The following is a 20,794-nucleotide window of genomic DNA, read 5'->3' on the forward strand; positions in this document are numbered from 1 at the left end:
AGGGACCTTCGCAACCGCTTCGCTTATGCGAAACAACCGGAAGGCCCCTTCAAACCACTACATCATTTGCCGCGACCCGCCAGCTTCGATCAATTCCCTTCGAGGAACGACTTCAGCTTGTCCGAACGGCTCGGGTGACGCAGCTTGCGCAGCGCCTTCGCCTCGATCTGACGGATCCGTTCACGCGTCACATCGAACTGCTTGCCGACTTCTTCGAGCGTGTGGTCGGTGCTCATCTCGATACCGAAACGCATGCGCAGCACCTTCGCTTCGCGCGGCGTCAACGAGTCGAGCACGTCCTTCACGACATCGCGCATGCTGGCGTGCAATGCGGCGTCGGCCGGCGCGACCGTGTTCGTATCTTCGATGAAGTCGCCCAGATGCGAATCGTCGTCGTCACCGATCGGCGTTTCCATCGAGATCGGCTCCTTCGCGATCTTCATGATCTTGCGGATCTTGTCTTCCGGCATTTCCATCTTCTCGGCCAGCGTTGCCGGATCCGGCTCGAGACCGGTTTCCTGCAGAATCTGACGCGAGATGCGGTTCATCTTGTTGATCGTCTCGATCATATGAACCGGAATCCGGATCGTACGCGCCTGGTCGGCGATCGAACGCGTAATGGCCTGACGGATCCACCACGTTGCGTACGTGGAGAACTTGTAGCCGCGACGATATTCGAACTTGTCCACCGCCTTCATCAAGCCAATGTTGCCTTCCTGAATCAGGTCGAGGAACTGCAGACCACGGTTGGTGTACTTCTTCGCAATCGAGATCACGAGACGCAAGTTCGCCTCGGTCATTTCACGCTTTGCCTGACGCGCCTTCAGTTCGCCGGCCGCCATCTGACGGTTGGTTTCCTTCAGGTCCTTCAGCGGCAGCACGACGCGCGCTTGCAAGTCCAGCAGACGCTGTTGTTGCTCGCGAATCGCCGGAATATTCCGCGTGAGGATCGCGCTATACGCATGACCTTCGCCGACGATCTTGTCAGCCCATTCGAGATCCGTCTCGCTGCCCGGGAAACGCGCGATGAACTCGGCGCGCGGCATGCCGCACTTGTCGACCACCGTGTGCAGAATCTGACGCTCGACCTGACGCACTTCGTCCACTTGCGCGCGCAGCGTGTCGCACAGACGCTCGACCGTACGCGCGGTGAAGCGGATCGTCATCAGTTCGTTCTGGATCGTTTCCTGCGCCTTCAGGTAAGACTTCGACTTGTAGCCTTCCTTCTCGAACGCGCGACGCATCTTGTCGAACCATTCGCTGATGAGGGCGAACTTCTCGAGCGACGCGCGCTTGAGCGCTTCCATCTGCGCTGCGTTGGCGGTAGCCTGCGCGGTGCCGTCGTCTTCTTCCTCGTCCTCTTCTTCGTCCTCGTCGACTTCTTCGTCTTCGCTTTCGATCGCTTCCGCTTCCTGCTCGGAGAAGCCGTCCGCATCTTCCGCGTTGGCGTCGATCAGGCCGTCGACCAGTTCGTCGATGCGGATTTCCTCGTTCGCGACGCGTTCAGCCATGGCGAGAATGTCGGCGATCGTGGTCGGGCATGCGGAGATGGCCATCACCATGTGCTTCAGGCCGTCTTCAATCCGCTTCGCGATTTCGATTTCGCCTTCGCGCGTGAGCAGCTCGACCGTACCCATTTCACGCATGTACATGCGGACGGGATCGGTAGTGCGGCCGAATTCGGAGTCGACGGTGGACAGCGCAACTTCCGCCTCTTCTTCCACTTCGTCATCCGAAGAAGCCGCCGGCGCATTGTCGTTCAGCAGCAGCGTTTCGGCATCCGGCGCCTGCTCGTACACGGCCACGCCCATGTCATTGAACGTGCTGATGATGCCTTCGATCGCCTCGGTCTCGGTGAAGTTATCCGGGAGGTGGTCGTTGATTTCAGCGTACGTGAGGAAGCCGCGCTCCTTGCCGAGCTTGATCAGCGCGCGCAGCTTCGAGCGGCGCTCTTCAAGTTCCTCGACGGTGCCGGGCTGCGACGACGCGAACGCGTCCTTCAGCAGCGCTTTTTCCTTCGCGCGACGATCACGTGCCTTGACCTTTTCAACTTTGCCCGGAACGGCGGCAGGGGCATCTTCGCTCTGGGTTGCGTCGTCATCGACGGGTACTTCGTTCAGCTTTTTCGTCATGGAGTTCGCCGTACCGGCTGTAGTCTCGACTCGCGGCTGGTGGACAACAGCCGGTTGAACCGTGGATACTGGAGTCTCGCGCACTGCCGCATCGTCCTGCGCGGCAGCCGCTTCCCTTGCGCTTCTGGCACTCGGCCGTTTCGTGGCCGGTTGTGCAGCTTTCGCCGCCCTGACCGGCTCCGCTCGCGCAGCGGAAGAGGTCGAAGATTTCTTCCCGGCAGCAGGTGTGACACTGACGGCAGACGCTTTTCTGGCAGAAGAAACTAACCTGGCCTCGGTGACCTTTCTGGCCTGCTCCCCGGAGCTCGTGCCCGTCGCTTTCTTTCCGCCCGTAGTTCCGCCTGTAGTTCCGTCTGTCGTCTTTGCCATCGCATCGCCTTTTCGCCTTTGCTAGGAAAACCTTTAGAAAACAAACCGCTAGAAACCTTTTATTATAGCACCTAGGTTCCGCCCTTCCCGCCTACAGCCCGAGCTGGCGCTTCATCTCGGCCCGCTTCTGATTCAGCTCCGAGAGCTCCGCAAACTCCTCCGGCGTATGCCGGGATTGCCGCGAAAGCTGCTCGAGGCGATCGCAGTAGGCGTCGTACCGCATCTTCAGGATCGCCGCTTTCAGCTCCTCTCCCACGATCCGCTCCTGCTCGCGCCGCTCCTCGATGACGGTCGCATCTTCCGGGTCCTTCAGCAGCAAATCCCGGACGTTTTCATCATAGTCTAGAATTTTGCGAAAGATTTCCTCGAAAGTTGGGGCGTTTGCGCCGTTTCGCAATAGGTCGGACAGCAGCTGAAACTCCGCCGAATCGCCCAGCGCGCGCGCATGCGTGGTGACTTCTTCGAACAACTCGCCGTGCCGCGTAACTGTCAGAAGCGCCTGTTCGGCCTCCTCGTCGAGCATGGCGACAGTCCGCGGATGCATGACCAGATTGCGCAGCGTTTTTTCCTCGATCCCGGTCACGCTGCGCCGGTCCTTGCGCGCCGGCGCCGAACGGGCGGCCGCCGCAATCCGGGCATCGACCTCGCACAGCGCTGCCACTTCGTCGAACGGCACATCGAGCCGGTCGGCGAACATATGCATGATCTGTGCGCGCAAGGCGTTGGCCGGCAGCGCCTGCAGCAGCGGCTTGGCGTCGAACAGCGCGCGGGCCTTGCCTTCGGGCTGATCCAGCTCCTTGCCGGTCAGCACCTCGTTCAGCATGAACTGCGACAGCGGCATGGCCCGTTCGACCTGCTCGGCGAACGCCTCAGTGCCGAATTCGCGCACGTAGCTGTCCGGATCGTGCTCGGACGGCAAAAAAAGGAAGCGGATGGTCCGGTTGTCCGCGGCATGCGGCAGGCAGGCGTCCAGCGCACGGCGCGCCGCCCGGCGACCAGCCGAATCGCCGTCGAAACTGAAGATGACCGTGTCGGTCTGGCGCATCAGTTTCTGCACATGAATCGGCGTGCAAGCTGTGCCGAGCGTGGCGACCGCGTTCTGAAACCCCAATTGAGCCAGCGCGACCACATCCATATACCCTTCGACCACAAGCACATAGTGCTGCTCGCGAATCGCCAGCCGCGCCTCGAACAGGCCGTACAGCTCGCTGCCTTTGTTAAATAGAGGCGTTTCCGGGGAATTCAAATATTTCGGTTCGCCACCGTCCAGCACGCGCCCGCCGAAGCCGATCACCTGCCCCTTCACATTGCGTATCGGGAACATGATCCGCTCGCGAAAGCGGTCGTACCTGCGATTCTGACCCTGCGCGTCGGACTTCTCGCTGACAATCACAAGGCCAGATTCGACCAGCGAATCGTCCCGATAATTCGGGAACGCAGCTTCCAGGTTTTGCCAGCCGTCAGGTGCGTAGCCGAGCCCAAAACGGGCCGCGATCTCGCCGGTCAGGCCGCGCTTCTTCAGATACTGAATCGCGACTGGCGCGCTGCGCAACTGCTTGCGGTAAAAGTCGCAGGCGGTTTGCATGACGTCGGACAGCGCCGTGGTGACCGCCCTGGAAGCCGCCGGCGCATAGCCGCCGGAGCCGCCGCCACCGCCATATCCCGGCGAAGGTTCATTCGGCACGGTCAAACCAACCGACTGGGCCAGTTCGTTGACCGCCTCGGGGAAGGTCGAGCCGACGTGTTCCATCAGAAACCCGATGGCCGTGCCATGCGCGCCGCAGCCAAAGCAGTGATAGAACTGCTTAGTCGGACTAACCGTAAACGAAGGACTTTTCTCGTTGTGAAACGGGCACAGCCCCATGAAGTTCGCGCCGCCTTTTTTCAACTGCACATACCGGCCGACCACGTCGACGATATCGACGCGGTTGAGCAAGTCCTGCAGGAATGACGGTGGAATCACAGTGAATGACGCTACCTGAAAAGCTCAAAGCTGCGCACCCCGTCGAGCGACGGAGCGCGCAGGCCGGACATACAGGATTTACTTCGCGAGTGCGGCTTTGACCTGCGCCGAGACGGCGGTCATGTCGGCGCGGCCGGCCAGTTTCGGCTTGAGCACGCCCATCACCTTGCCCATGTCTTGCGGACCGGTCGCGCCGGTTTGCGCGACCGCGGCCTGAACTTCAGCGACGATCTCCGCCTCGGACATCTGTGCCGGCATGTAAGCGGACAGAATCGCCAGCTCCGCCTTTTCCTTGTCGGCCAGGTCCGTGCGGCCTGCGGCTTCGAACTGGCTGATCGAGTCTTTGCGCTGCTTGATCATCTTGTCGACGACGGCCGTGATCGCGGCGTCGTCGAGTGTGATGCGCTCGTCGACTTCGCGCTGCTTGATCGCGGCGAGCAACAGGCGGACGGTGCCGAGACGCTCGGTTTCACGCGCCCGCATGGCGGCTTTCATGTCGTCGTTGATCCGATCCTTGAGACTCATCACTCACCTGAATGCGTTGGAAATTGAAAGACCGGCGAGGCCATCTGCATCAACACAAAAACCCGCTTGGGACTGCTTCCTCAAGCGGGTTGGCGCAAATTCGCGTAGTGGATGCGACCCTGCCGGCTGGCCCGAAGGGGCCGTGTTTTCCGTGATAGCACATGCTGTGCAGTCACCGGTTGGATGTCGCCGCTCCGTTTCGACGGGAACCGCGGCAACGCCAGAATCAGTAGAACTTCTTTGGCAGCATCTGGCCACGTAGACGTTTGAAATGGCGCTTCACCGCTGCCGCTTTCTTACGTTTCCGTTCCGCCGTGGGCTTTTCGTAAAACTCGCGTGCGCGCAGTTCCGTCAGCAGCCCGTTTTTTTCCATCGTGCGCTTGAAGCGGCGCATGGCGACTTCAAACGGCTCGTTGTCTTTTACGCGGATGGTCGTCATTTTTCAATAACGGAACTTTGTAAAGGTTCAGGAGTATAGCAGAGCTTTCTCACAAAGGTAGCGCGCCGTCAAGCCCCTCTAGCATACTCTGCGGCGGCCTGGCCGGCCGCCACGCCCGACGCCCACGCCCACTGAAAGTTATAGCCGCCGAGCCAGCCGGTCACGTCGACCGCCTCGCCGATGAAGTAGAGGCCCGGCGCGCGGGCGCTCATCATCGTCGAGGACGAAAGATCGCGCGTATCGACGCCGCCGCGCGTCACTTCGGCTTTGCGGTAGCCTTCGGTGCCGTTCGGAGTGAGCGTCCAGCGCGACAAAGCCTCACCGATGCGGCGCAGCGTCTTGTCCGGCAGATCGGCGACGCGGGCTTCGGCGGAAATCTGGTGGGTTTCCAACCAGGCGTGAGCGAGCCGCTGCGGCACCCATTCCGACAGCAGGTTGGCGATCTGGCGCTTCGTGCTGGTTTTCGCTTCCAGCAACGCGGTGCTCGCGTCCTGTTCGGGAAGCAGATTGATATGGATGGGCTCGCCAGGCTGCCAGTAGCTCGAAATTTGCAGCACGCCCGGTCCGGACAAGCCGCGATGGGTGAGCAGCAGATCTTCGTTGAACTCGGCACCGGTCTTTTTGTTGCCGGTTGCGAGCTGGACTTCCAGCGACACGCCGGACAGCGCCGCAAACGGCTCCCAGTCGGCCGCGGCGAACGTCAGTGGAACGAGCGCGGGGCGCGTGTCGATCAGCTTGTGGCCGAATTGCTTGGCGAGCCGGTAGGCGAAGTCCGTCGCGCCGATTTTGGGGATCGACAAGCCGCCGGTCGCAATCACCAAGGCGCGCGTGGCAATGGGACCCGACTGTGTATCCAGTGTGAAGCCGCTTTCGGCGCCCTGCCTCACCTGCTCGACTGCGAGCGGCGCGCGCCACGCCACGCGGCCGGTGTCGCACTCGCTCTTGAGCACATTGATGACGGCGTCGCTCGACTGGTCGCAGAACAGCTGGCCTTTGTGCTTCTCGTGCCACGTCACGTGATGCCGCTTGAGCAGCGCCATGAAATCGCGCGGCGTATAGCGCGCCAAGGCCGAGCGGCAATAGTGGGGGTTCGCTGACAAATAATTGGCCGGCCCCGCGTACAGATTCGTGAAGTTGCAGCGGCCACCGCCGGAAATGCGGATTTTTTCCGCGAGGCGTTGCGAGTGGTCGATCAGCACCACGCGGCGGCCGAGCTGCCCGGCCACCGCCGCGCACATCATGCCGGCCGCGCCTGCGCCGATCACCGCGATATCGAAGGATTCCATGGGGCCGCATTGTACCTGCGCCTCTGCGGCCCTTTGCCCGCACTGCTATACTTTCAGGCTTGCCTTTTCACTTTCGGGCGCACCCAGGCGTCCGTCCAAGCCCGCCCATCATGCTCGTTCTCGGCATCGAAAGCTCCTGCGACGAAACCGGACTCGCGCTCTACGACACAGAGCGCGGCCTGCTCGCGCACGCGCTGCATTCGCAAATCGCGATGCACCGGGAATATGGCGGCGTGGTGCCTGAGCTGGCTTCGCGCGATCATATTCGTCGCGCGCTGCCCTTGCTCGAAGAGGTGCTGGAGCGCTCCGGCGCGGCGCGCGGCGACATCGACGCGATCGCGTATACGCAAGGGCCGGGGCTCGCCGGCGCGCTGCTGGTCGGCGCGAGCGTCGCCAATTCGCTGGCCATGGCATGGGACAAGCCGACCATCGGCATCCACCATCTCGAAGGGCACCTGCTGTCACCGTTGCTGGTGGATGAGCCGCCGCCGTTCCCATTTGTCGCGCTGCTTGTTTCGGGTGGTCATACGCAATTGATGCGCGTGACAGAGGTAGGCGTCTACGAGACGCTCGGCGAAACGCTGGACGACGCCGCCGGCGAAGCGTTCGACAAAACCGCCAAGCTGCTCGGCCTCGGCTATCCGGGCGGACCGGAAGTCTCGCGGATGGCGGAGTTCGGTACGCCCGGCGCGGTCGTCCTGCCACGTCCGATGCTGCACTCCGGCGACCTCGATTTCAGCTTCAGCGGCCTGAAGACCGCCGTTCTCACGCAAGCGAAAAAGCTCGGCGGCGCGAACATCTGCGAGCAAGCGAAGGCGGATCTGGCGCGCGGCTTCGTGGACGCAGCCGTCGAGGTGCTGGCGGCAAAATCGCTGGCCGCCCTCAAGCGGACCAAGCTCAACCGGCTCGTGGTAGCAGGCGGCGTAGGCGCGAACCGGCAACTGCGTGATGCGCTTTCCGCCGCAGCCAAAAAGCGCAATTTCTATGTGCACTACCCCGACTTGTCGCTGTGCACGGACAACGGCGCGATGATCGCGCTGGCCGGTGCTTTGAGGCTTCAACGCTGGCCCGATCAAGCGGGCAAAGACTACGCGTTCACGGTCAAGCCGCGCTGGGATCTGACGTCCCTCGCCCGCTGAGCCTCACCACGAGATGCAATAAAAAAACCGCTTCGAAAGCGGTTTTTTTATCGAAGCAAGCAAGGCTGGCGAGCGCTATCAAGCGGCCCGCTTATCCCGCTCGATCACCGCATACGCGCTGTGATTGTGAATCGATTCGAAGTTCTCGGCCTCGAGCACATATGCAACGATCCGCTCATTGGCATTCAGACGCTGCGCGACGTCGCGCACCAGATCTTCGACGAACTTGGGATTTTCATACGCACGCTCGGTGACGAATTTCTCATCCGGGCGCTTCAGCAAGCCCCACAGTTCGCACGAAGCTTCTTCTTCAGCGATGCGAATCAGTTCTTCCACCGCGACGTCGCCTGCGAGCTCGGCATTGATCGTGACGTGCGAACGCTGATTGTGCGCGCCGTACTGCGAGATCTTCTTCGAGCACGGGCACAGGCTCGTGACCGGCACCAGCACCTTGAGGAACAGACGCGTCGCGCCATGACGGGTCTCGCCCGTCAGCGTCACTTCGTAGTCCAGCAGGCTTTGCACGCCCGACACCGGCGCGGTCTTGTTCACGAAGTAAGGGAATGACACCTCGATGCGGCCCGCCTCGGCTTCGAGCTTTTCGAGCATCGAGGCCAGCATCGTGCGCAAGCTTGCCGGTTCGAGCGGCGCCTTGTTCTCTTCGAGCAGCGCGACGAAGCGCGACATGTGCGTGCCCTTCTGATCAGCCGGCAGATGCACGTCGAGGTTCCACGTACCCACCGTCGGCTGCACGTCGCCGCCTTGCGTGCGCACCGTCAGCGGATGACGCACTGCCTTGACGCCGACGCGCTGAATCGGGATCTGACGCGTATCGGGCGTGCTTTGCACGTCGGGCATCACAAAGGCGGGGTTCATCTGGTTCATATTCTTGTCCTTTCAAGAAAACGCCGGGCCGCCCCACGTTTTCCGCTCCGCAGGAAGTCCCCCGCCCCGAAGGAACTCCGCTTGGGGAATTGAGGGATTGCCCGCCCTCGATGGCTGTCGCGAAGCGACAGGTTGGGGGCTCTCAGCGGCCGTGCGGATCAGAGCGCGCGACGCCAAACGCCGGCCTCTGCCGGCGCTGGATGATGGACCCGAACGTCCATCGATTCAAGTTGGAGATTGCTATGGCCGCCATAGCATCGCGGCGGCACAGCGAGCGGCAGCGAAATTACGCGACTCGCTTCACCGACGACTGACCGGCGGCCGAGCTGCTCGACAGAAAGCGCTCGCGGATCGACCTGGCAATGCCCGCGCTGTCCAGACCGCATTGGGCGAGCAGTTTGGCCGGATCCCCATGATCGATGAACCGATCCGGGAGGCCCAATTGTAGTACGGGTCGCATAACCCCACTCTCGAGCAGGGCTTCAACGCAAGCCGAGCCCGCGCCACCCATCACGCAGCCTTCTTCGACTGTGACGATAGCGTCGTGCGTTTCGGCCAGCTCGCGGACCAGATCCGCGTCCAGCGGTTTGACGAAGCGCATGTTGGCAACGGTCGCATCCAGTTGCTCCGCGGCCGCCAGCGACGGCGCAACCATCGTGCCGAACGCGAGAATCGCGATCCGATTGCCGGCCTGCTGCGACGTTTCACGGCGAATCTCGCCCTTTCCGAGCGGCAACGCGGCCATCTGCTTGACCGTCGCCACACCGGCACCGGCGCCACGCGGATAACGCACCGCCGTCGGGTTCGGCTGCTGCAAAGCGGTGTAGAGCATCTGGCGGCATTCGTTTTCGTCCGACGCGGCCATCACAGTCATGTTCGGGATGCAGCGCAGGAACGCCAGATCGTACGCACCCGCGTGCGTGGCGCCGTCCGCGCCGACCAGACCCGCGCGGTCGATGGCGAACACCACCGGCAGATTTTGCAGCGCGACGTCGTGAATCAGCTGATCGTAAGCGCGTTGCAGGAAGGTCGAGTAGATCGCGACGACCGGCTTCATGCCGTCCGCAGCCAGGCCCCCGGCGAAGGTCACCGCGTGCTGCTCGGCGATACCGACGTCGAAATACCGGTCCGGGAAGCGCTTTTCGAACTCGACCATGCCCGAGCCTTCACGCATGGCCGGCGTAATGCCGATTACGCGCGCGTCCAGTTCGGCAGCGTCGCACAGCCATTCGCCGAACACCTGGGTATAGGTCTTCTTCGACGGCGTGGTCGCGGGCTTGATGCCTTCGGCCGGATTGAACTTGCCCGGTCCGTGGTACAGCACCGGATCGGCCTCGGCCAGCTTGTAGCCCTGACCTTTCTTCGTGACGACGTGCAGGAATTGCGGGCCGCGCAGTTCCTTGATGTTTTGCAGCGTCGGGATCAGCGAATCGAGGTCGTGACCGTCGATCGGGCCGATATAGTTGAAGCCGAACTCTTCGAACAGCGTGGCCGGCACGATCATGCCCTTCGCGTGCTCTTCGAGCTTGCGGGCGAGATCCAGCATGGGCGGCGCGACGCGCAGCACGCGTTCGACGCCCGCACGCGCGGCGGCGTAGAAGCGGCCCGACATCAGACGCGCCAGATGGCGATTCAGCGCGCCGACCGGCGGCGATATCGACATGTCGTTGTCGTTCAGGATGACCAGCAGCGGCACGTCGTCTTCGACGCCGGCGTTGTTCAGCGCCTCGAAGGCCATGCCGGCGGTCATCGCTCCGTCGCCGATCACGGCGATGCCCATGCGATTCTCGCCCTGCAGCTTGCTGGCGATCGCCATGCCGAGCGCGGCGGAGATCGACGTGCTGGAGTGCGCGGTGCCGAAGGTGTCGTATTCCGACTCGTCGCGCTTCGGGAAGCCCGAGATGCCGCCGAGCTGCCGCAGAGTGTGCATCTGGTCGCGGCGGCCCGTCAGGATCTTGTGCGGATAGGTTTGATGGCCGACGTCCCAGACGATCCGGTCACGCGGCGTGTCGAACACGTAATGCAGCGCAATGGTCAACTCGACCGTGCCGAGGTTGGACGAGAGATGGCCGCCCGTCTGCGATACGCTGTCGAGCACGAAAGCACGCAACTCGTCGGCAAGCGGTTGCAATTGGCGGCGATCGAGGCGGCGCAGGGCAGCCGGGTCGTCGATGGTTTTCAGCAAGTCGTACATCGTCGTTCCATTGTAGGAAAACTTACGCGCCCGCACTTCATACATGCACCTCGTAGCGGAAGGTGCGCGGCGGCGGGCTTTCGCGTTTAGCTGACCCGGTTCACCACCAGGTCCGCCAATTCGGCAAGACGCTGCGCTCGCGCGCCAAACGGCGCGATCGCAGCGTGGGCGTCGGTGCGCAGTTGCGCTGCGAGCGCACGCGACGCGTCAAGCCCAATAATCGACACGTAGGTCGGCTTGCCGTCCTTCGCGTCTTTACCTGCTGTCTTGCCGAGCGTCGCGGAATCGGTCGTCACGTCGAGAATATCGTCGACGACCTGAAACGCGAGGCCGACAGCGGCCGCATACGCGTCGAGCGAACGCATGGCGTCCGCGCCCGGCGTTTCGCCCGCCAGCGCGCCCATGCGCACCGCGGCACGCAGCAAGGCACCGGTTTTCAGCCGGTGCATGGTTTCCAGTTGCGCGCGCGTCAGCGTGTGGCCGACGCTCGCCAGATCGATTGCCTGGCCGCCGCACATGCCGATCGAGCCGCTCGCGACAGCCAGCTCCCGCACCAGCGATGCCTGCTGCGCCGGGGTCAGAACGTCCGACGTCAGCGCAATGAAAGCCTGCGATTGCAGCGCATCGCCAACCAGCAATGCCGTCGCTTCATCATATTTGACGTGTACCGTGGGCTTGCCGCGGCGCAGCGCGTCGTCGTCCATGCACGGCATGTCGTCGTGCACGAGCGAATAGACGTGGATCATTTCCAGCGCCGCCGACGCCGCGTCGAGGCATTCGGCGCGCGCACCGGTCAGCTCGCCGGCCGCATGGCACAGCAGCGGGCGAACCCGCTTGCCGCCGCCCAGCACCGCATAGCGCATGGCTTCGTGCAGCTTCGCCGGCTCGGTCGCTTCCGTCGGCAAGTAATGTTCTAGTGCCGCTTCGACGCGTTCAAGCGCCGAGCGCGTCCATTGTTCGAATGTCATAGGTCGTCCCCGCTTTCTGTAGCGGCTGTGCCTGCGCTATTCACGGGCAGCGGCTTGAGCGTCTCGCCATCGAGCACGCGCACCTGCTGCTCGACCTTCTCGAGCTGCTGCTGGCAAAACGCCACGAGGGCCGCGCCGCGCCGGTAGGCGGTGAGCGATTCTTCGAGGCTCAAACTGCCGCCTTCCATTCGCGCGACCAACCCTTCCAGCTCCGCCTGAGCCGCCTCGTAGCTCTCGGGCAGCGGCGTGGTATCGACGCCTTCAGCAGATGCAGCAGCAGTATCCTTCGATGCGGTCTTCGCCATGAATAGTCGCAAAATTAAAACAAGTCGGACATTCTACGGCAAAAGCGACATTTCCAGCCGCTCGCCGCCCCGCCTCCCCGCCTTTGCGCTCCCGCGCCCGGCCCTCAGTCTCGCAGAAAAATATCCGTAGGTCTGCGGCGTAAACCGCGAACTTCCTTGACATTTTTGACCCAAATCAGTCACTTAAGCGCCCCGAGGAGGGGTAAACAGGTATAATCTCGGGCTCCCTAAATCGAATCTTCGATGGTTGGGTTGTTCACTGCTTTCACGTCTTCATCGGGAGTGGGAATGTCCAATCTGAGCAATGCATTGCAGTTGCGGTCTGTTCACAGCCAGCTGCCAGTCACGGCTTACTTTGACGAAGCGCTTCTAACGCGCGAAATCGAAACCCTTTTCAAGAAAGGTCCACGCTACGTCGGGCACGAACTCATGGTGCCGGAAGCGGGGAATTATTTTGCTTTGCCCAGCGAGAGCGAAGGGCGTGTGCTCGTCCGTAACCAGCAGTCGCAAATCGAATTGCTGTCGAACGTGTGCCGCCACCGGCAGGCCATCATGCTCAACGGCCGCGGCCAGACGGAGAACATCGTCTGCCCCTTGCACCGCTGGACGTACGACCTGAACGGCCAGCTCCTCGGCGCACCGCATTTTGCGGATAACCCTTGTCTGAATCTCGGCGGCACGCCGTTGCAGAACTGGCAGGGTCTGCTGTTCGAAGCGCAGGGGCGTGACGTCGCCCGCGATCTGGCGCGGCTCGGCACCCGGCAACACTTCGATTTTTCGGGCTTCATGTTCGATCACGTCGAAGTGCACGAGTGCAACTACAACTGGAAGACCTTCATCGAGGTCTATCTGGAGGACTATCACGTCGCACCATTCCATCCGGGCCTCGGCAGCTTCGTCAATTGCGACGATCTGACGTGGGAATTCGGCGACTGGTACAGCGTGCAGACAGTCGGCGTGCACAAGGACCTCGAACAGCCGGGCAGCCCGACCTACCGCAAATGGCACGACGCCGTGCTGCGGTTCCGCGACGGCCAGCCGCCCGAGTTCGGCGCCATCTGGATGGTGTACTACCCGGGCATCATGATCGAGTGGTATCCGCATGTGCTGGTCGTGTCATGGCTGATTCCGCGCGGTCCGCAGAAAACCACCAACGTGGTGGAGTTCTATTACCCTGAGGAAATCGCGCTGTTCGAACGCGAATTCGTCGAAGCCGAACGTGCCGCCTATATGGAAACGGCCAGCGAAGACGACGAAATCGCCGAACGGATGGACGCCGGCCGCCGCGCGCTGATGGAGCGCGGCGAATCGCAGGTCGGCCCGTATCAGAGCCCGATGGAAGACGGCATGCAGCACTTCCACGAGTTCTTGCGGCGCGAACTGGGCGCGATCTGAGCCGCAACCGGTATGCGTGTGGTCTGCGCATGATCCGGTTGGCGCGCGGTAAGCTTCAAAGCATGGAAAGACGGGCTTCGGCCCGTCTTTTTTTGTTTAGACTAACAACATGTTTCGGCCATCAGCGAACGGCGCCAAACCGCCGCGCCAGCGCCGCAATCGCCCGATCAGGAGACGTCATGCCCCACACTCACTACACCACTCTGATTTCCGCGACGAATCTCGCGGAACGGCTTGCTGCTGCGCCGGGCAGCGTGTTCGTCATCGATTGCAGCTTCGATCTGACCGATACCGACGCGGGCGAAAAAGCCTATACGGCCGGGCACCTGCCCGGCGCCCACTATCTCCACCTCGATCGCGATCTGTCGGGGCCCAAGACCGGCACCAACGGCCGCCATCCGTTGCCGGACCGCGTGCGCCTCGTGGAAACGCTCGAGTCGCGCGGCCTGAAGCAGGGTCAACAAGTGGTCGCCTATGACGCGCAAGGCGGCATGTACGCCGCCCGTGCCTGGTGGCTGCTGCGTTGGCTGGGGCACGATTCCGTGGCGTTGCTCGACGGTGGATTGCCAGCCTGGCAGGCCGCGGGTCAGCCGCTGACGCAAGACGCGCCGGCGCAAAACACCGGCGACTTCAAAGCCACGGCGCCGCTCTCCGTGACGATCGACGCCCAGGCGATCGAGCGCAATCTCGGCACGCGGGAGCGCGTCGTGGTCGATGCACGCGCGCCGGATCGCTATCGCGGCGAAAACGAAACGCTCGACCGCGTCGGCGGCCACATTCCCGGCGCGCTCAATCGCTTTTTCAAGGACAACTTCACCGCGGATGCGCGCTTCAAGCCGGCGCACACGCTGCGCGAGGAGTTCCATGCGTTGCTGGCCGATACGCCGCCGGAGCACGTCGTGCTGCAATGCGGCTCGGGCGTGACGGCATGCGTCAACGCGCTCGCGATGGAGATCGCCGGCATGCACGGCGCGGCGTTGTACGCTGGGTCATGGAGCGAATGGACTTCCGATCCGGCGCGGCCGGTTGCCACCGGCCCGAATCCATAAGCGAAGCGCGGGACCGTTACGGAGCGCGTGACCGTTAGTAAAAAGGCCGTTGCCGCGGGAAAGCGGCAACGGCCTTTCTCATTCTTCGAGCCGAACGCATCGGCTCCCGGCTAGATCGCGCTGAATCGGAGTCTCGAACCGGGGCGAGCAGGCGCGCGCCTTCACGCGACGCCATGCTGCTTGAACCACATCAACGCGCGGCGCCAGCCATCTTCGGCATCGGCCTTTTTGTAACTCGGCCGGTAGTCCGCGAAAAACGCGTGACCTGCATCGTCATACACGACGAATTGCGAACCGCGTCCCGCTTGCGGACCTTGGGCGATGGCCTGCTTCATCTGCTCCAGCGTGTCCTGCGGAATGCTTTGATCCTGGCGCCCGTATAGACCTAGCACCGGTGTATGCAGCTCCGATACCTGATCGAGGGGATTGGCCGGCGTCATTGCGTTCTTCGCGCCCGTGACAGGCCCGTACCAGGCCACAGCCGCCTTCGGCCGCGGATTGTGCTCGGCATACAACCACGCAATCCGGCCGCCCCAGCAGAAGCCATTCACACCGAGCCTATTCAGATCGCCTCCATGCTCGCCGGCCCATGCAACGGTCGCGTCGAGATCGGCCAGCGCCTGCTCGTCCGGCACCTTTTCGAGAATTTCCGCAATGAGCTGCTGGATGGTCGGGTACACCGACGGATCACCCTGGCGGACAAACAGGTCCGGCGCGATTGCGAGATAACCCAACTTGGCAAAGCGCCGGCAGACGTCGGCAATGTGCTCATGCACGCCGAACGCTTCATGGATAACGATGATCACCGGCAAATGCGTCTTGCCCTTCGGCTGCGCGCGATAGGCGGGCACCAGCGTATCGCCCGAGCGCACGCCGACCTCGCCGGCTTCGAGGCCTTCGCTATCGGTATGAATGGTTTGCGCCGACACCGGCAGCACGGCCGCGGCGAAACCGCTGCCGAGCGCGGCCTTGATGAAGGTGCGTCGATTGAACGGAACGTGCGGGACCAGGCTGTCGACATCGGGTTTCAGCATGCGGCGCTCCTCGGATAAACGGTGAAGGCAACAGGATACGCTTCATACGCATCCCGTTGCAGATGCAACCGTCCAGCCCCTCAGTGCAGCTTGACCCGCGGCAGCGTGGTGCGGCGCAGCCAGTGCGCGAAGGTGTCGAGCACCATCCGCGCATAGCCGTGCAGCGCGGCGATATGCAGCCGGTAAAGCGACATGTACATGAAGCGCGCGAACAACCCCTCAATCAGCATACTGCCGCCGATTACGCCGCCCATCAGATTGCCCACCGCGCTGAAATGTCCGAGCGACACCAGCGAACCGAAGTCGCGATAGGTGAATTCCGGCAGCGGCTTGTCCTCGAGCCGGGCCGCGAGCGCCTTCATCAGGAAGCTCGCCTGCTGGTGAGCGGCTTGCGCACGCGGCGGCACGTTGCGCTCGTTGCCGGGCCATGGACACGCCGCGCAATCGCCGAGCGCGAAGATGTTGTCGTCGATTTCGGTTTGGAGCGTGCGGCGTACGATGAGCTGCCCGAGGCGATTGACCGGCAGGCCGTCGAGCTGGCTCAGCACAGCGGGCGCCTTGATGCCCGCCGCCCACACGGTCAGATCGGCACGCACCGTTTTACCGCTCGCGGTGCGGATGAGGCCGGGCGCGACTTCCGCCACCGTCTCGCCGATCATCAGCTTCACGCCGAGCTTGGTGAGCAATTCGGCGGTGGCCGTCGACACGCGCTCCTGCAAGGCCGGCAAAATGCGCGGCCCCGCTTCGATCAGCACGATGCCGACGTCGTGCCGCGGATCGAGCTTATGCAGGCCGTATGCGGACAACACCTGCGCCGTATTGCGCAACTCAGCGGAGAGTTCGACGCCCGTCGCACCACCACCGACGATCGCCACCTGGATGCGCGGCTCGGTGGAAAGTGGCGTGCCGGATCCCGACTCGACGGGTTCATGCACCTGATGCTCGGCCCGCATGCACGCCGCGATCAGCCGTTTGCGGAAGCGCTCAGCCTGACCGACCGTGTCGAGCGCCAGGGAAAACTCAGGCGCACCCTTCACACCAAAGAACGCCGTCGTGCTGCCGATGGCGATGATCAGCGTGTCGTATTCGAGCTCGCGCACCGGCAGCAACTCTGCGCCGTCGTCGTCGAGCACGGTGCCGAGCGTCAAACGCCTGTTCGTCCGGTCGAGACCGGTCAGCTCGCCCTGTTGAAACTCGAAGCCATGCCAGCGCGCTTGCGCCGCGTATTCGAGTTCCTGCGTGAACGGGTCCATACTGCCGGCCGCGACTTCATGCAACAGCGGCTTCCAGATATGGGTCGGATAGCGATCGACGAGCGTTACCTGCGCCCGCGGACCGCCCTTGTTCTTATAGCGGTCGCCTAAGCGCGTCGCCAGCTCCAGCCCCCCTGCGCCCCCGCCAACGACGATAAAACGATGCATTGAACTCTCCGTGTTTGCCGATGGTTGTGCGTCGAGGCGGCGCGCATGAAAAGCGCGCCGCCTGTCAGCGATTGTCCACGAGCAGCACGGGTTGTCACAAGCCGTCAAAACGCATGTGTGACATGCGCACGACGATATCGCGTTCCGTCACACGCACGTCAATGCGCTTCTTCCCAGTTCAAGCCGGCACCGACCTCGGCGACCAGCGGCACCTTCAGCGCGGCCACACCGCACATGAGCTCCGGCAAGCGCTTGCGTACCTCGGACAATTCGCTGTCAGGTACCTCGAGAATCAGTTCGTCGTGCACCTGCATGATCATGCGCGTGCCGACCTTCGATTCCTCGAGCCACTTCTGAACCGCAATCATCGACAGTTTGATCAGGTCGGCTGCCGTGCCTTGCATCGGCGCATTGATTGCGGCGCGCTCGGCGGCCTGCCGGCGCGGACCGTTGCCGCCGTTGATCTCCGGCAGCCACAGGCGGCGGCCGAACACGGTTTCCACATAGCCCTTGGCCTTCGCGCTCAGACGCGTTTCGTCCATATAACGCGCAACACCCGGATAGCGCGCGAAGTAGCGGTCGATGTAGAGCTTGGCGGCATCGCGCGTAATGCCGAGGTTCGACGCGAGGCCGAACGAGCTCATCCCGTAGATCAAGCCGAAGTTGATCACCTTGGCCACGCGCCGCTGATCGCTCGAGACTTCGAGCGGCGTCACGCTGAAAATTTCCGCGGCCGTGGCGCGGTGAATGTCTTCGCCTCGCGAAAACGCGCGCAGCAACGATTCGTCGCCGGAGATGTGCGCCATGATGCGCAACTCGATCTGCGAGTAGTCCGCGGAGACGAGCTTATGGCCCGGCGGCGCAATGAACGCCTCGCGAATCCGGCGGCCTTCGCCGGTGCGTACAGGAATGTTCTGCAAGTTCGGATCGTTCGACGCCAGACGGCCTGTCACCGCCACCGCCTGCGCATAGTTCGTATGCACGCGGCCGGTTTCGGCGTTGACCATGCGTGGCAGCTTGTCCGTATAGGTGGACTTCAGCTTCGACAAACCGCGATGTTCGAGCAGGATCTTCGGCAACGGATAATCTTCGGCAAGCTTTTGCAGCACTTCTTCGTCGGTGGACGGCGCGCCGCTCGGGGTCTTCTTGACCACCGGCAATTCGAGCTTCTCGAAAAAAATCTGACCGATCTGCTTCGGCGAACCCAGATTGAATTCGCCGCCTGCCAGCACGTAGGCTTCGCTTTCGAGCTGAATCAGACGCGCGGCGATTTCGCTGCTTTGCTGACGCAGTTTCGCCGCGTCGATCAGTACGCCGGCGCGCTCCATCTTGCGCAATACGCGCGAAGTCGGCACCTCGATGTTGCGATAGACGTAGTCGAGCGTCTTCTCCGCGGCCACTTGCGGATACAACGCCCGATGCAGACGCAACGTGATATCGGCGTCTTCCGCTGCGTATTCCGCGGCCTTGTCCAACGCCACTTCGTCGAAGCCGATCTGTTGCGCGCCCTTGCCCGCCACTTCCTCGTACTTGATGGTCTTGACGCCGAGATGGCGCAGCGCGAGGCTGTCCATATCGTGCGTGCGATGCGATTCGAGCACGTACGATTGCAGCAGCGTATCGTGTTCGATGCCGCGCATTTCGATGCCGTAGTTCGCCAGAACCTGTTCGTCGTACTTCACATGCTGGCCGACTTTCTTGTGCTCATCGCTCTCCAGCCACGGCTTGAGCTTCGCGAGCACTTCGTCGCGCGGCAGTTGCAGGGGGGCGTCCGGCCCGCGATGCGCGAGCGGCACATAAGCCGCACGCCCGGCTTCGACCGAGACCGACAAGCCGACGATTTGCGCTGTCATCGGATCGAGCGACGTGGTTTCCGTGTCGAAGGCGGTCAGTTCGGCCGCGTTGATCTTCTCGAGCCACGCGTCGAACTGTTCCCACGTCTGCACGGTGTCGTAGTGACGTTGTTCGTCCACCGTGAGCGCCGGCGGCACGTCGGTCTCAGGTCCTTCCACAGCGTCCGCGGTTTCCACTTCGCGCAGCCAGGTCTTGAAGCCGTAGCGCGTGAACACGTCGCGCAGTTCCTCGCGCGACTCCGGACGGCTCTCCAGGCCTTCCTCGATCGACGCGATATGGCCGGTCAGATCGCAATTGCGCTCGACGGTGACGAGTTTTCTCGCCATCGGCAGAAAATCGAGCGCACGGCGCAGATTGTCGCCTACCGCACCTTTGATCTCGTCCGCATGTGCGACGATGCCATCGAGCGAATCGTATTGCGTGAGCCATTTGATCGCCGTCTTCGGCCCGCACTTCTCGACGCCTGGCACGTTGTCGACGGTATCGCCGATCAGCGACAGGTAGTCGATGATGCGCTCCGGCGGCACGCCGAATTTGGCGAGCACGCCAGCGCGGTCGAGCGTTTCGTCGGTCATCGTATTGATGAGGGTGACACGATCCGTTACGAGCTGAGCCAGATCCTTGTCCCCAGTCGACACGATCACGTTCATGCCGCGTTTTTCAGCCGCGGTGCTGAGCGTGCCGATCACGTCATCGGCTTCCACGCCGTCGATCATCAGCAACGGCCAGCCGAGCGCGCGCACGGCGACATGGATCGGTTCGATCTGACGCGAGAGGTCGTCCGGCATTGAAGGACGATTCGCCTTATAGTCGGGATACCAGTCGTCGCGAAACGTTTTGCCCTTGGCGTCAAACACGCACGCGCTATACTCTGCTGTGACTTCCTTGCGCATGCGCCGCAGCATGTTGATCATCCCGTAGAGCGCACCCGTCGGGCCACCCTCGGGTCCGCGCAGATCGGGCATCGCATGGTAGGCCCGGTACAGATAACTCGAACCGTCCACCAATAGCAGGGTCTTACCTTCCAGGCTTCGTTCTTCAGGCATTATGACTAAGAGAAAAGTGATTCCGAGTCTGCGATCACTCGCAGATCAAGAGCGCGCAACGGCTAAGAAGGCCCGCGCATCGTGGCAGATGTTCACGATTATGGCAGAGTTTATCGAGGCGACCGAGTACCTCTCGGAGATTCGCCCCGCTGTCAGCATCTATGGTTCAGCGCGCCTGAAACCGAACTCGCCGTACTACAAACTGGCCACGCAAATCGCGCGCAAGCTGTCGGACGCCGGCTTCGCGGTAATCTCCGGCGGCGGCCCCGGCATCATGGAGGCGGCCAACAAGGGCGCACATGGGGGCAAGGCGCCGTCGGTGGGTTTGAACATCGAACTGCCGCACGAGCAATCGGGCAATCAGTGGCAAGACATCTCATTGCGCTTCCGCCATTTCTTCACGCGCAAGGTCACGTTCGTGAAGAACTCGGACGCGGTGATCGTGATGCCGGGCGGCTTCGGCACGCTGGATGAACTGGCCGAAGTCCTTACGCTGATTCAAACCAAGAAATCGCGCCACGTGCCGATCATTCTGGTCGGCGCCGAGTTCTGGGAAGGTCTGCTTGCATGGTTCCGGAACTCGCTCACGCCGATGGGCCTGATCAATCCGACGGACATGGACTTGATGCAGGTGATCGACGATCCGGACCAGGTGCTCGAAGCGGTGTTGAAGTTCTACGAAGACCGCGAAGAAGCCGAGCCGCATCCGGCCAAATCGGACGAAGACCGGATGTTCTATCTGTGATCTCCCGTACCGCGTGAAATAGCGCGATACGGGTCGACACAGGTC

16 protein-coding genes are annotated in these 20,794 nt (G+C 62.5%); 4 read left to right on the forward strand and 12 right to left on the reverse strand.

Going from position 1 to position 20,794, the window contains the following annotated elements; genetic code table 11:
• Positions 1–89: 89 nt before the first annotated feature.
• From rpoD to DLM46_RS24435, 5 genes are all read right to left on the reverse strand, one after another.
• On the reverse strand, positions 90–2,501 hold the full coding sequence (rpoD, locus tag DLM46_RS24415) for an RNA polymerase sigma factor RpoD (RefSeq protein WP_115104739.1): 2,412 nt from the start codon (positions 2,499–2,501) through the stop codon (positions 90–92).
• A gap of 91 nt (positions 2,502–2,592) precedes the next feature.
• The gene (dnaG, locus tag DLM46_RS24420; RefSeq protein ID WP_115104741.1) at positions 2,593–4,464 is read right to left on the reverse strand and encodes a DNA primase; all 1,872 of its coding nucleotides are present in this window, start codon (positions 4,462–4,464) and stop codon (positions 2,593–2,595) included.
• A 78-nt stretch (positions 4,465–4,542) separates the two neighbouring features.
• Positions 4,543–4,989 (reverse strand): GatB/YqeY domain-containing protein, encoded by a 447-nt coding sequence (locus tag DLM46_RS24425; protein WP_115104743.1) that lies wholly within the window; start codon positions 4,987–4,989, stop codon positions 4,543–4,545.
• Between the two features lie 226 nt (positions 4,990–5,215).
• Positions 5,216–5,428 carry a 30S ribosomal protein S21 gene (gene rpsU, locus DLM46_RS24430; RefSeq protein ID WP_028196180.1) on the reverse strand — a complete coding sequence of 71 codons (213 nt, stop codon included), beginning with the start codon at positions 5,426–5,428 and terminating at the stop codon, positions 5,216–5,218.
• 68 nt (positions 5,429–5,496) lie between these two features.
• Complete coding sequence (locus tag DLM46_RS24435; protein ID WP_115104746.1) at positions 5,497–6,714, reverse strand: BaiN/RdsA family NAD(P)/FAD-dependent oxidoreductase; 1,218 nt, start codon at positions 6,712–6,714, stop codon at positions 5,497–5,499.
• 110 nt (positions 6,715–6,824) lie between these two features.
• On the opposite strand from DLM46_RS24435, the gene tsaD reads away from it, so the two are divergent.
• Complete coding sequence (gene tsaD / locus DLM46_RS24440; RefSeq protein WP_115104748.1) at positions 6,825–7,853, forward strand: tRNA (adenosine(37)-N6)-threonylcarbamoyltransferase complex transferase subunit TsaD; 1,029 nt, start codon at positions 6,825–6,827, stop codon at positions 7,851–7,853.
• A gap of 78 nt (positions 7,854–7,931) precedes the next feature.
• Here tsaD and folE2 read toward each other — a convergent pair whose 3' ends face one another.
• The 4 genes from folE2 to DLM46_RS24460 form a co-directional block, all read right to left on the reverse strand.
• On the reverse strand, positions 7,932–8,738 hold the full coding sequence (gene folE2 / locus DLM46_RS24445; RefSeq protein ID WP_115104751.1) for a GTP cyclohydrolase FolE2: 807 nt from the start codon (positions 8,736–8,738) through the stop codon (positions 7,932–7,934).
• 286 nt (positions 8,739–9,024) lie between these two features.
• Complete coding sequence (gene dxs / locus DLM46_RS24450; protein WP_115104978.1) at positions 9,025–10,932, reverse strand: 1-deoxy-D-xylulose-5-phosphate synthase; 1,908 nt, start codon at positions 10,930–10,932, stop codon at positions 9,025–9,027.
• Positions 10,933–11,018: 86 nt separating this feature from the next.
• Positions 11,019–11,900, reverse strand: a complete 882-nt coding sequence (locus DLM46_RS24455; protein WP_115104754.1) for a polyprenyl synthetase family protein — start codon at positions 11,898–11,900, stop codon at positions 11,019–11,021.
• Positions 11,897–12,205, reverse strand: coding sequence for an exodeoxyribonuclease VII small subunit (locus DLM46_RS24460; protein WP_115104756.1), 309 nt, complete (start codon positions 12,203–12,205; stop codon positions 11,897–11,899). Before DLM46_RS24460 ends, DLM46_RS24455 begins: the two co-directional genes overlap by 4 nt.
• 288 nt (positions 12,206–12,493) lie before the next feature.
• Here DLM46_RS24460 and DLM46_RS24465 point away from each other — a divergent pair, with 288 nt between their 5' ends.
• Together DLM46_RS24465 and DLM46_RS24470 are read left to right on the forward strand one after the other, a co-directional pair.
• Positions 12,494–13,600 carry an aromatic ring-hydroxylating oxygenase subunit alpha gene (locus tag DLM46_RS24465; protein ID WP_115104758.1) on the forward strand — a complete coding sequence of 369 codons (1,107 nt, stop codon included), beginning with the start codon at positions 12,494–12,496 and terminating at the stop codon, positions 13,598–13,600.
• A 179-nt stretch (positions 13,601–13,779) separates the two neighbouring features.
• Positions 13,780–14,649, forward strand: a complete 870-nt coding sequence (locus DLM46_RS24470) for a sulfurtransferase (protein ID WP_115104760.1) — start codon at positions 13,780–13,782, stop codon at positions 14,647–14,649.
• A gap of 161 nt (positions 14,650–14,810) precedes the next feature.
• On the opposite strand, the gene DLM46_RS24475 is transcribed toward DLM46_RS24470, so the two are convergent.
• The 3 genes from DLM46_RS24475 to polA all read right to left on the reverse strand — a co-directional run bounded on the left by DLM46_RS24475 (position 14,811) and on the right by polA (position 20,004).
• Complete coding sequence (locus DLM46_RS24475) at positions 14,811–15,683, reverse strand: dienelactone hydrolase family protein (protein ID WP_115104762.1); 873 nt, start codon at positions 15,681–15,683, stop codon at positions 14,811–14,813.
• A gap of 80 nt (positions 15,684–15,763) precedes the next feature.
• Positions 15,764–17,104 (reverse strand): NAD(P)/FAD-dependent oxidoreductase, encoded by a 1,341-nt coding sequence (locus DLM46_RS24480; RefSeq protein WP_115104764.1) that lies wholly within the window; start codon positions 17,102–17,104, stop codon positions 15,764–15,766.
• A 158-nt stretch (positions 17,105–17,262) separates the two neighbouring features.
• Positions 17,263–20,004 (reverse strand): DNA polymerase I, encoded by a 2,742-nt coding sequence (polA, locus tag DLM46_RS24485; protein ID WP_115104767.1) that lies wholly within the window; start codon positions 20,002–20,004, stop codon positions 17,263–17,265.
• Position 20,005: 1 nt separating this feature from the next.
• On the opposite strand from polA, the gene DLM46_RS24490 reads away from it, so the two are divergent.
• Positions 20,006–20,749 carry an LOG family protein gene (locus tag DLM46_RS24490; protein ID WP_115104769.1) on the forward strand — a complete coding sequence of 248 codons (744 nt, stop codon included), beginning with the start codon at positions 20,006–20,008 and terminating at the stop codon, positions 20,747–20,749.
• Positions 20,750–20,794: the final 45 nt, after the last annotated feature.

It is taken from the genome of Paraburkholderia lacunae (assembly GCF_003353175.1).
Lineage (GTDB): Bacteria > Pseudomonadota > Gammaproteobacteria > Burkholderiales > Burkholderiaceae > Paraburkholderia > Paraburkholderia lacunae.

Coding starts and splice junctions, on each gene's coding strand:
- rpoD (WP_115104739.1), bottom strand. CDS start 2,501: ATGGCAAAGACGACAGACGGAACTACAGGCGGAACTACGGGCGGAAAG.
- DLM46_RS24425 (WP_115104743.1), bottom strand. CDS start 4,989: ATGAGTCTCAAGGATCGGATCAACGACGACATGAAAGCCGCCATGCGG.
- rpsU (WP_028196180.1), bottom strand. CDS start 5,428: ATGACGACCATCCGCGTAAAAGACAACGAGCCGTTTGAAGTCGCCATG.
- DLM46_RS24435 (WP_115104746.1), bottom strand. CDS start 6,714: ATGGAATCCTTCGATATCGCGGTGATCGGCGCAGGCGCGGCCGGCATG.
- tsaD (WP_115104748.1), top strand. CDS start 6,825: ATGCTCGTTCTCGGCATCGAAAGCTCCTGCGACGAAACCGGACTCGCG.
- folE2 (WP_115104751.1), bottom strand. CDS start 8,738: ATGAACCAGATGAACCCCGCCTTTGTGATGCCCGACGTGCAAAGCACG.
- dxs (WP_115104978.1), bottom strand. CDS start 10,932: ATGTACGACTTGCTGAAAACCATCGACGACCCGGCTGCCCTGCGCCGC.
- DLM46_RS24455 (WP_115104754.1), bottom strand. CDS start 11,900: ATGACATTCGAACAATGGACGCGCTCGGCGCTTGAACGCGTCGAAGCG.
- DLM46_RS24460 (WP_115104756.1), bottom strand. CDS start 12,205: ATGGCGAAGACCGCATCGAAGGATACTGCTGCTGCATCTGCTGAAGGC.
- DLM46_RS24465 (WP_115104758.1), top strand. CDS start 12,494: ATGTCCAATCTGAGCAATGCATTGCAGTTGCGGTCTGTTCACAGCCAG.
- DLM46_RS24470 (WP_115104760.1), top strand. CDS start 13,780: ATGCCCCACACTCACTACACCACTCTGATTTCCGCGACGAATCTCGCG.
- DLM46_RS24475 (WP_115104762.1), bottom strand. CDS start 15,683: ATGCTGAAACCCGATGTCGACAGCCTGGTCCCGCACGTTCCGTTCAAT.
- DLM46_RS24480 (WP_115104764.1), bottom strand. CDS start 17,104: ATGCATCGTTTTATCGTCGTTGGCGGGGGCGCAGGGGGGCTGGAGCTG.
- polA (WP_115104767.1), bottom strand. CDS start 20,004: ATGCCTGAAGAACGAAGCCTGGAAGGTAAGACCCTGCTATTGGTGGAC.
- DLM46_RS24490 (WP_115104769.1), top strand. CDS start 20,006: ATGACTAAGAGAAAAGTGATTCCGAGTCTGCGATCACTCGCAGATCAA.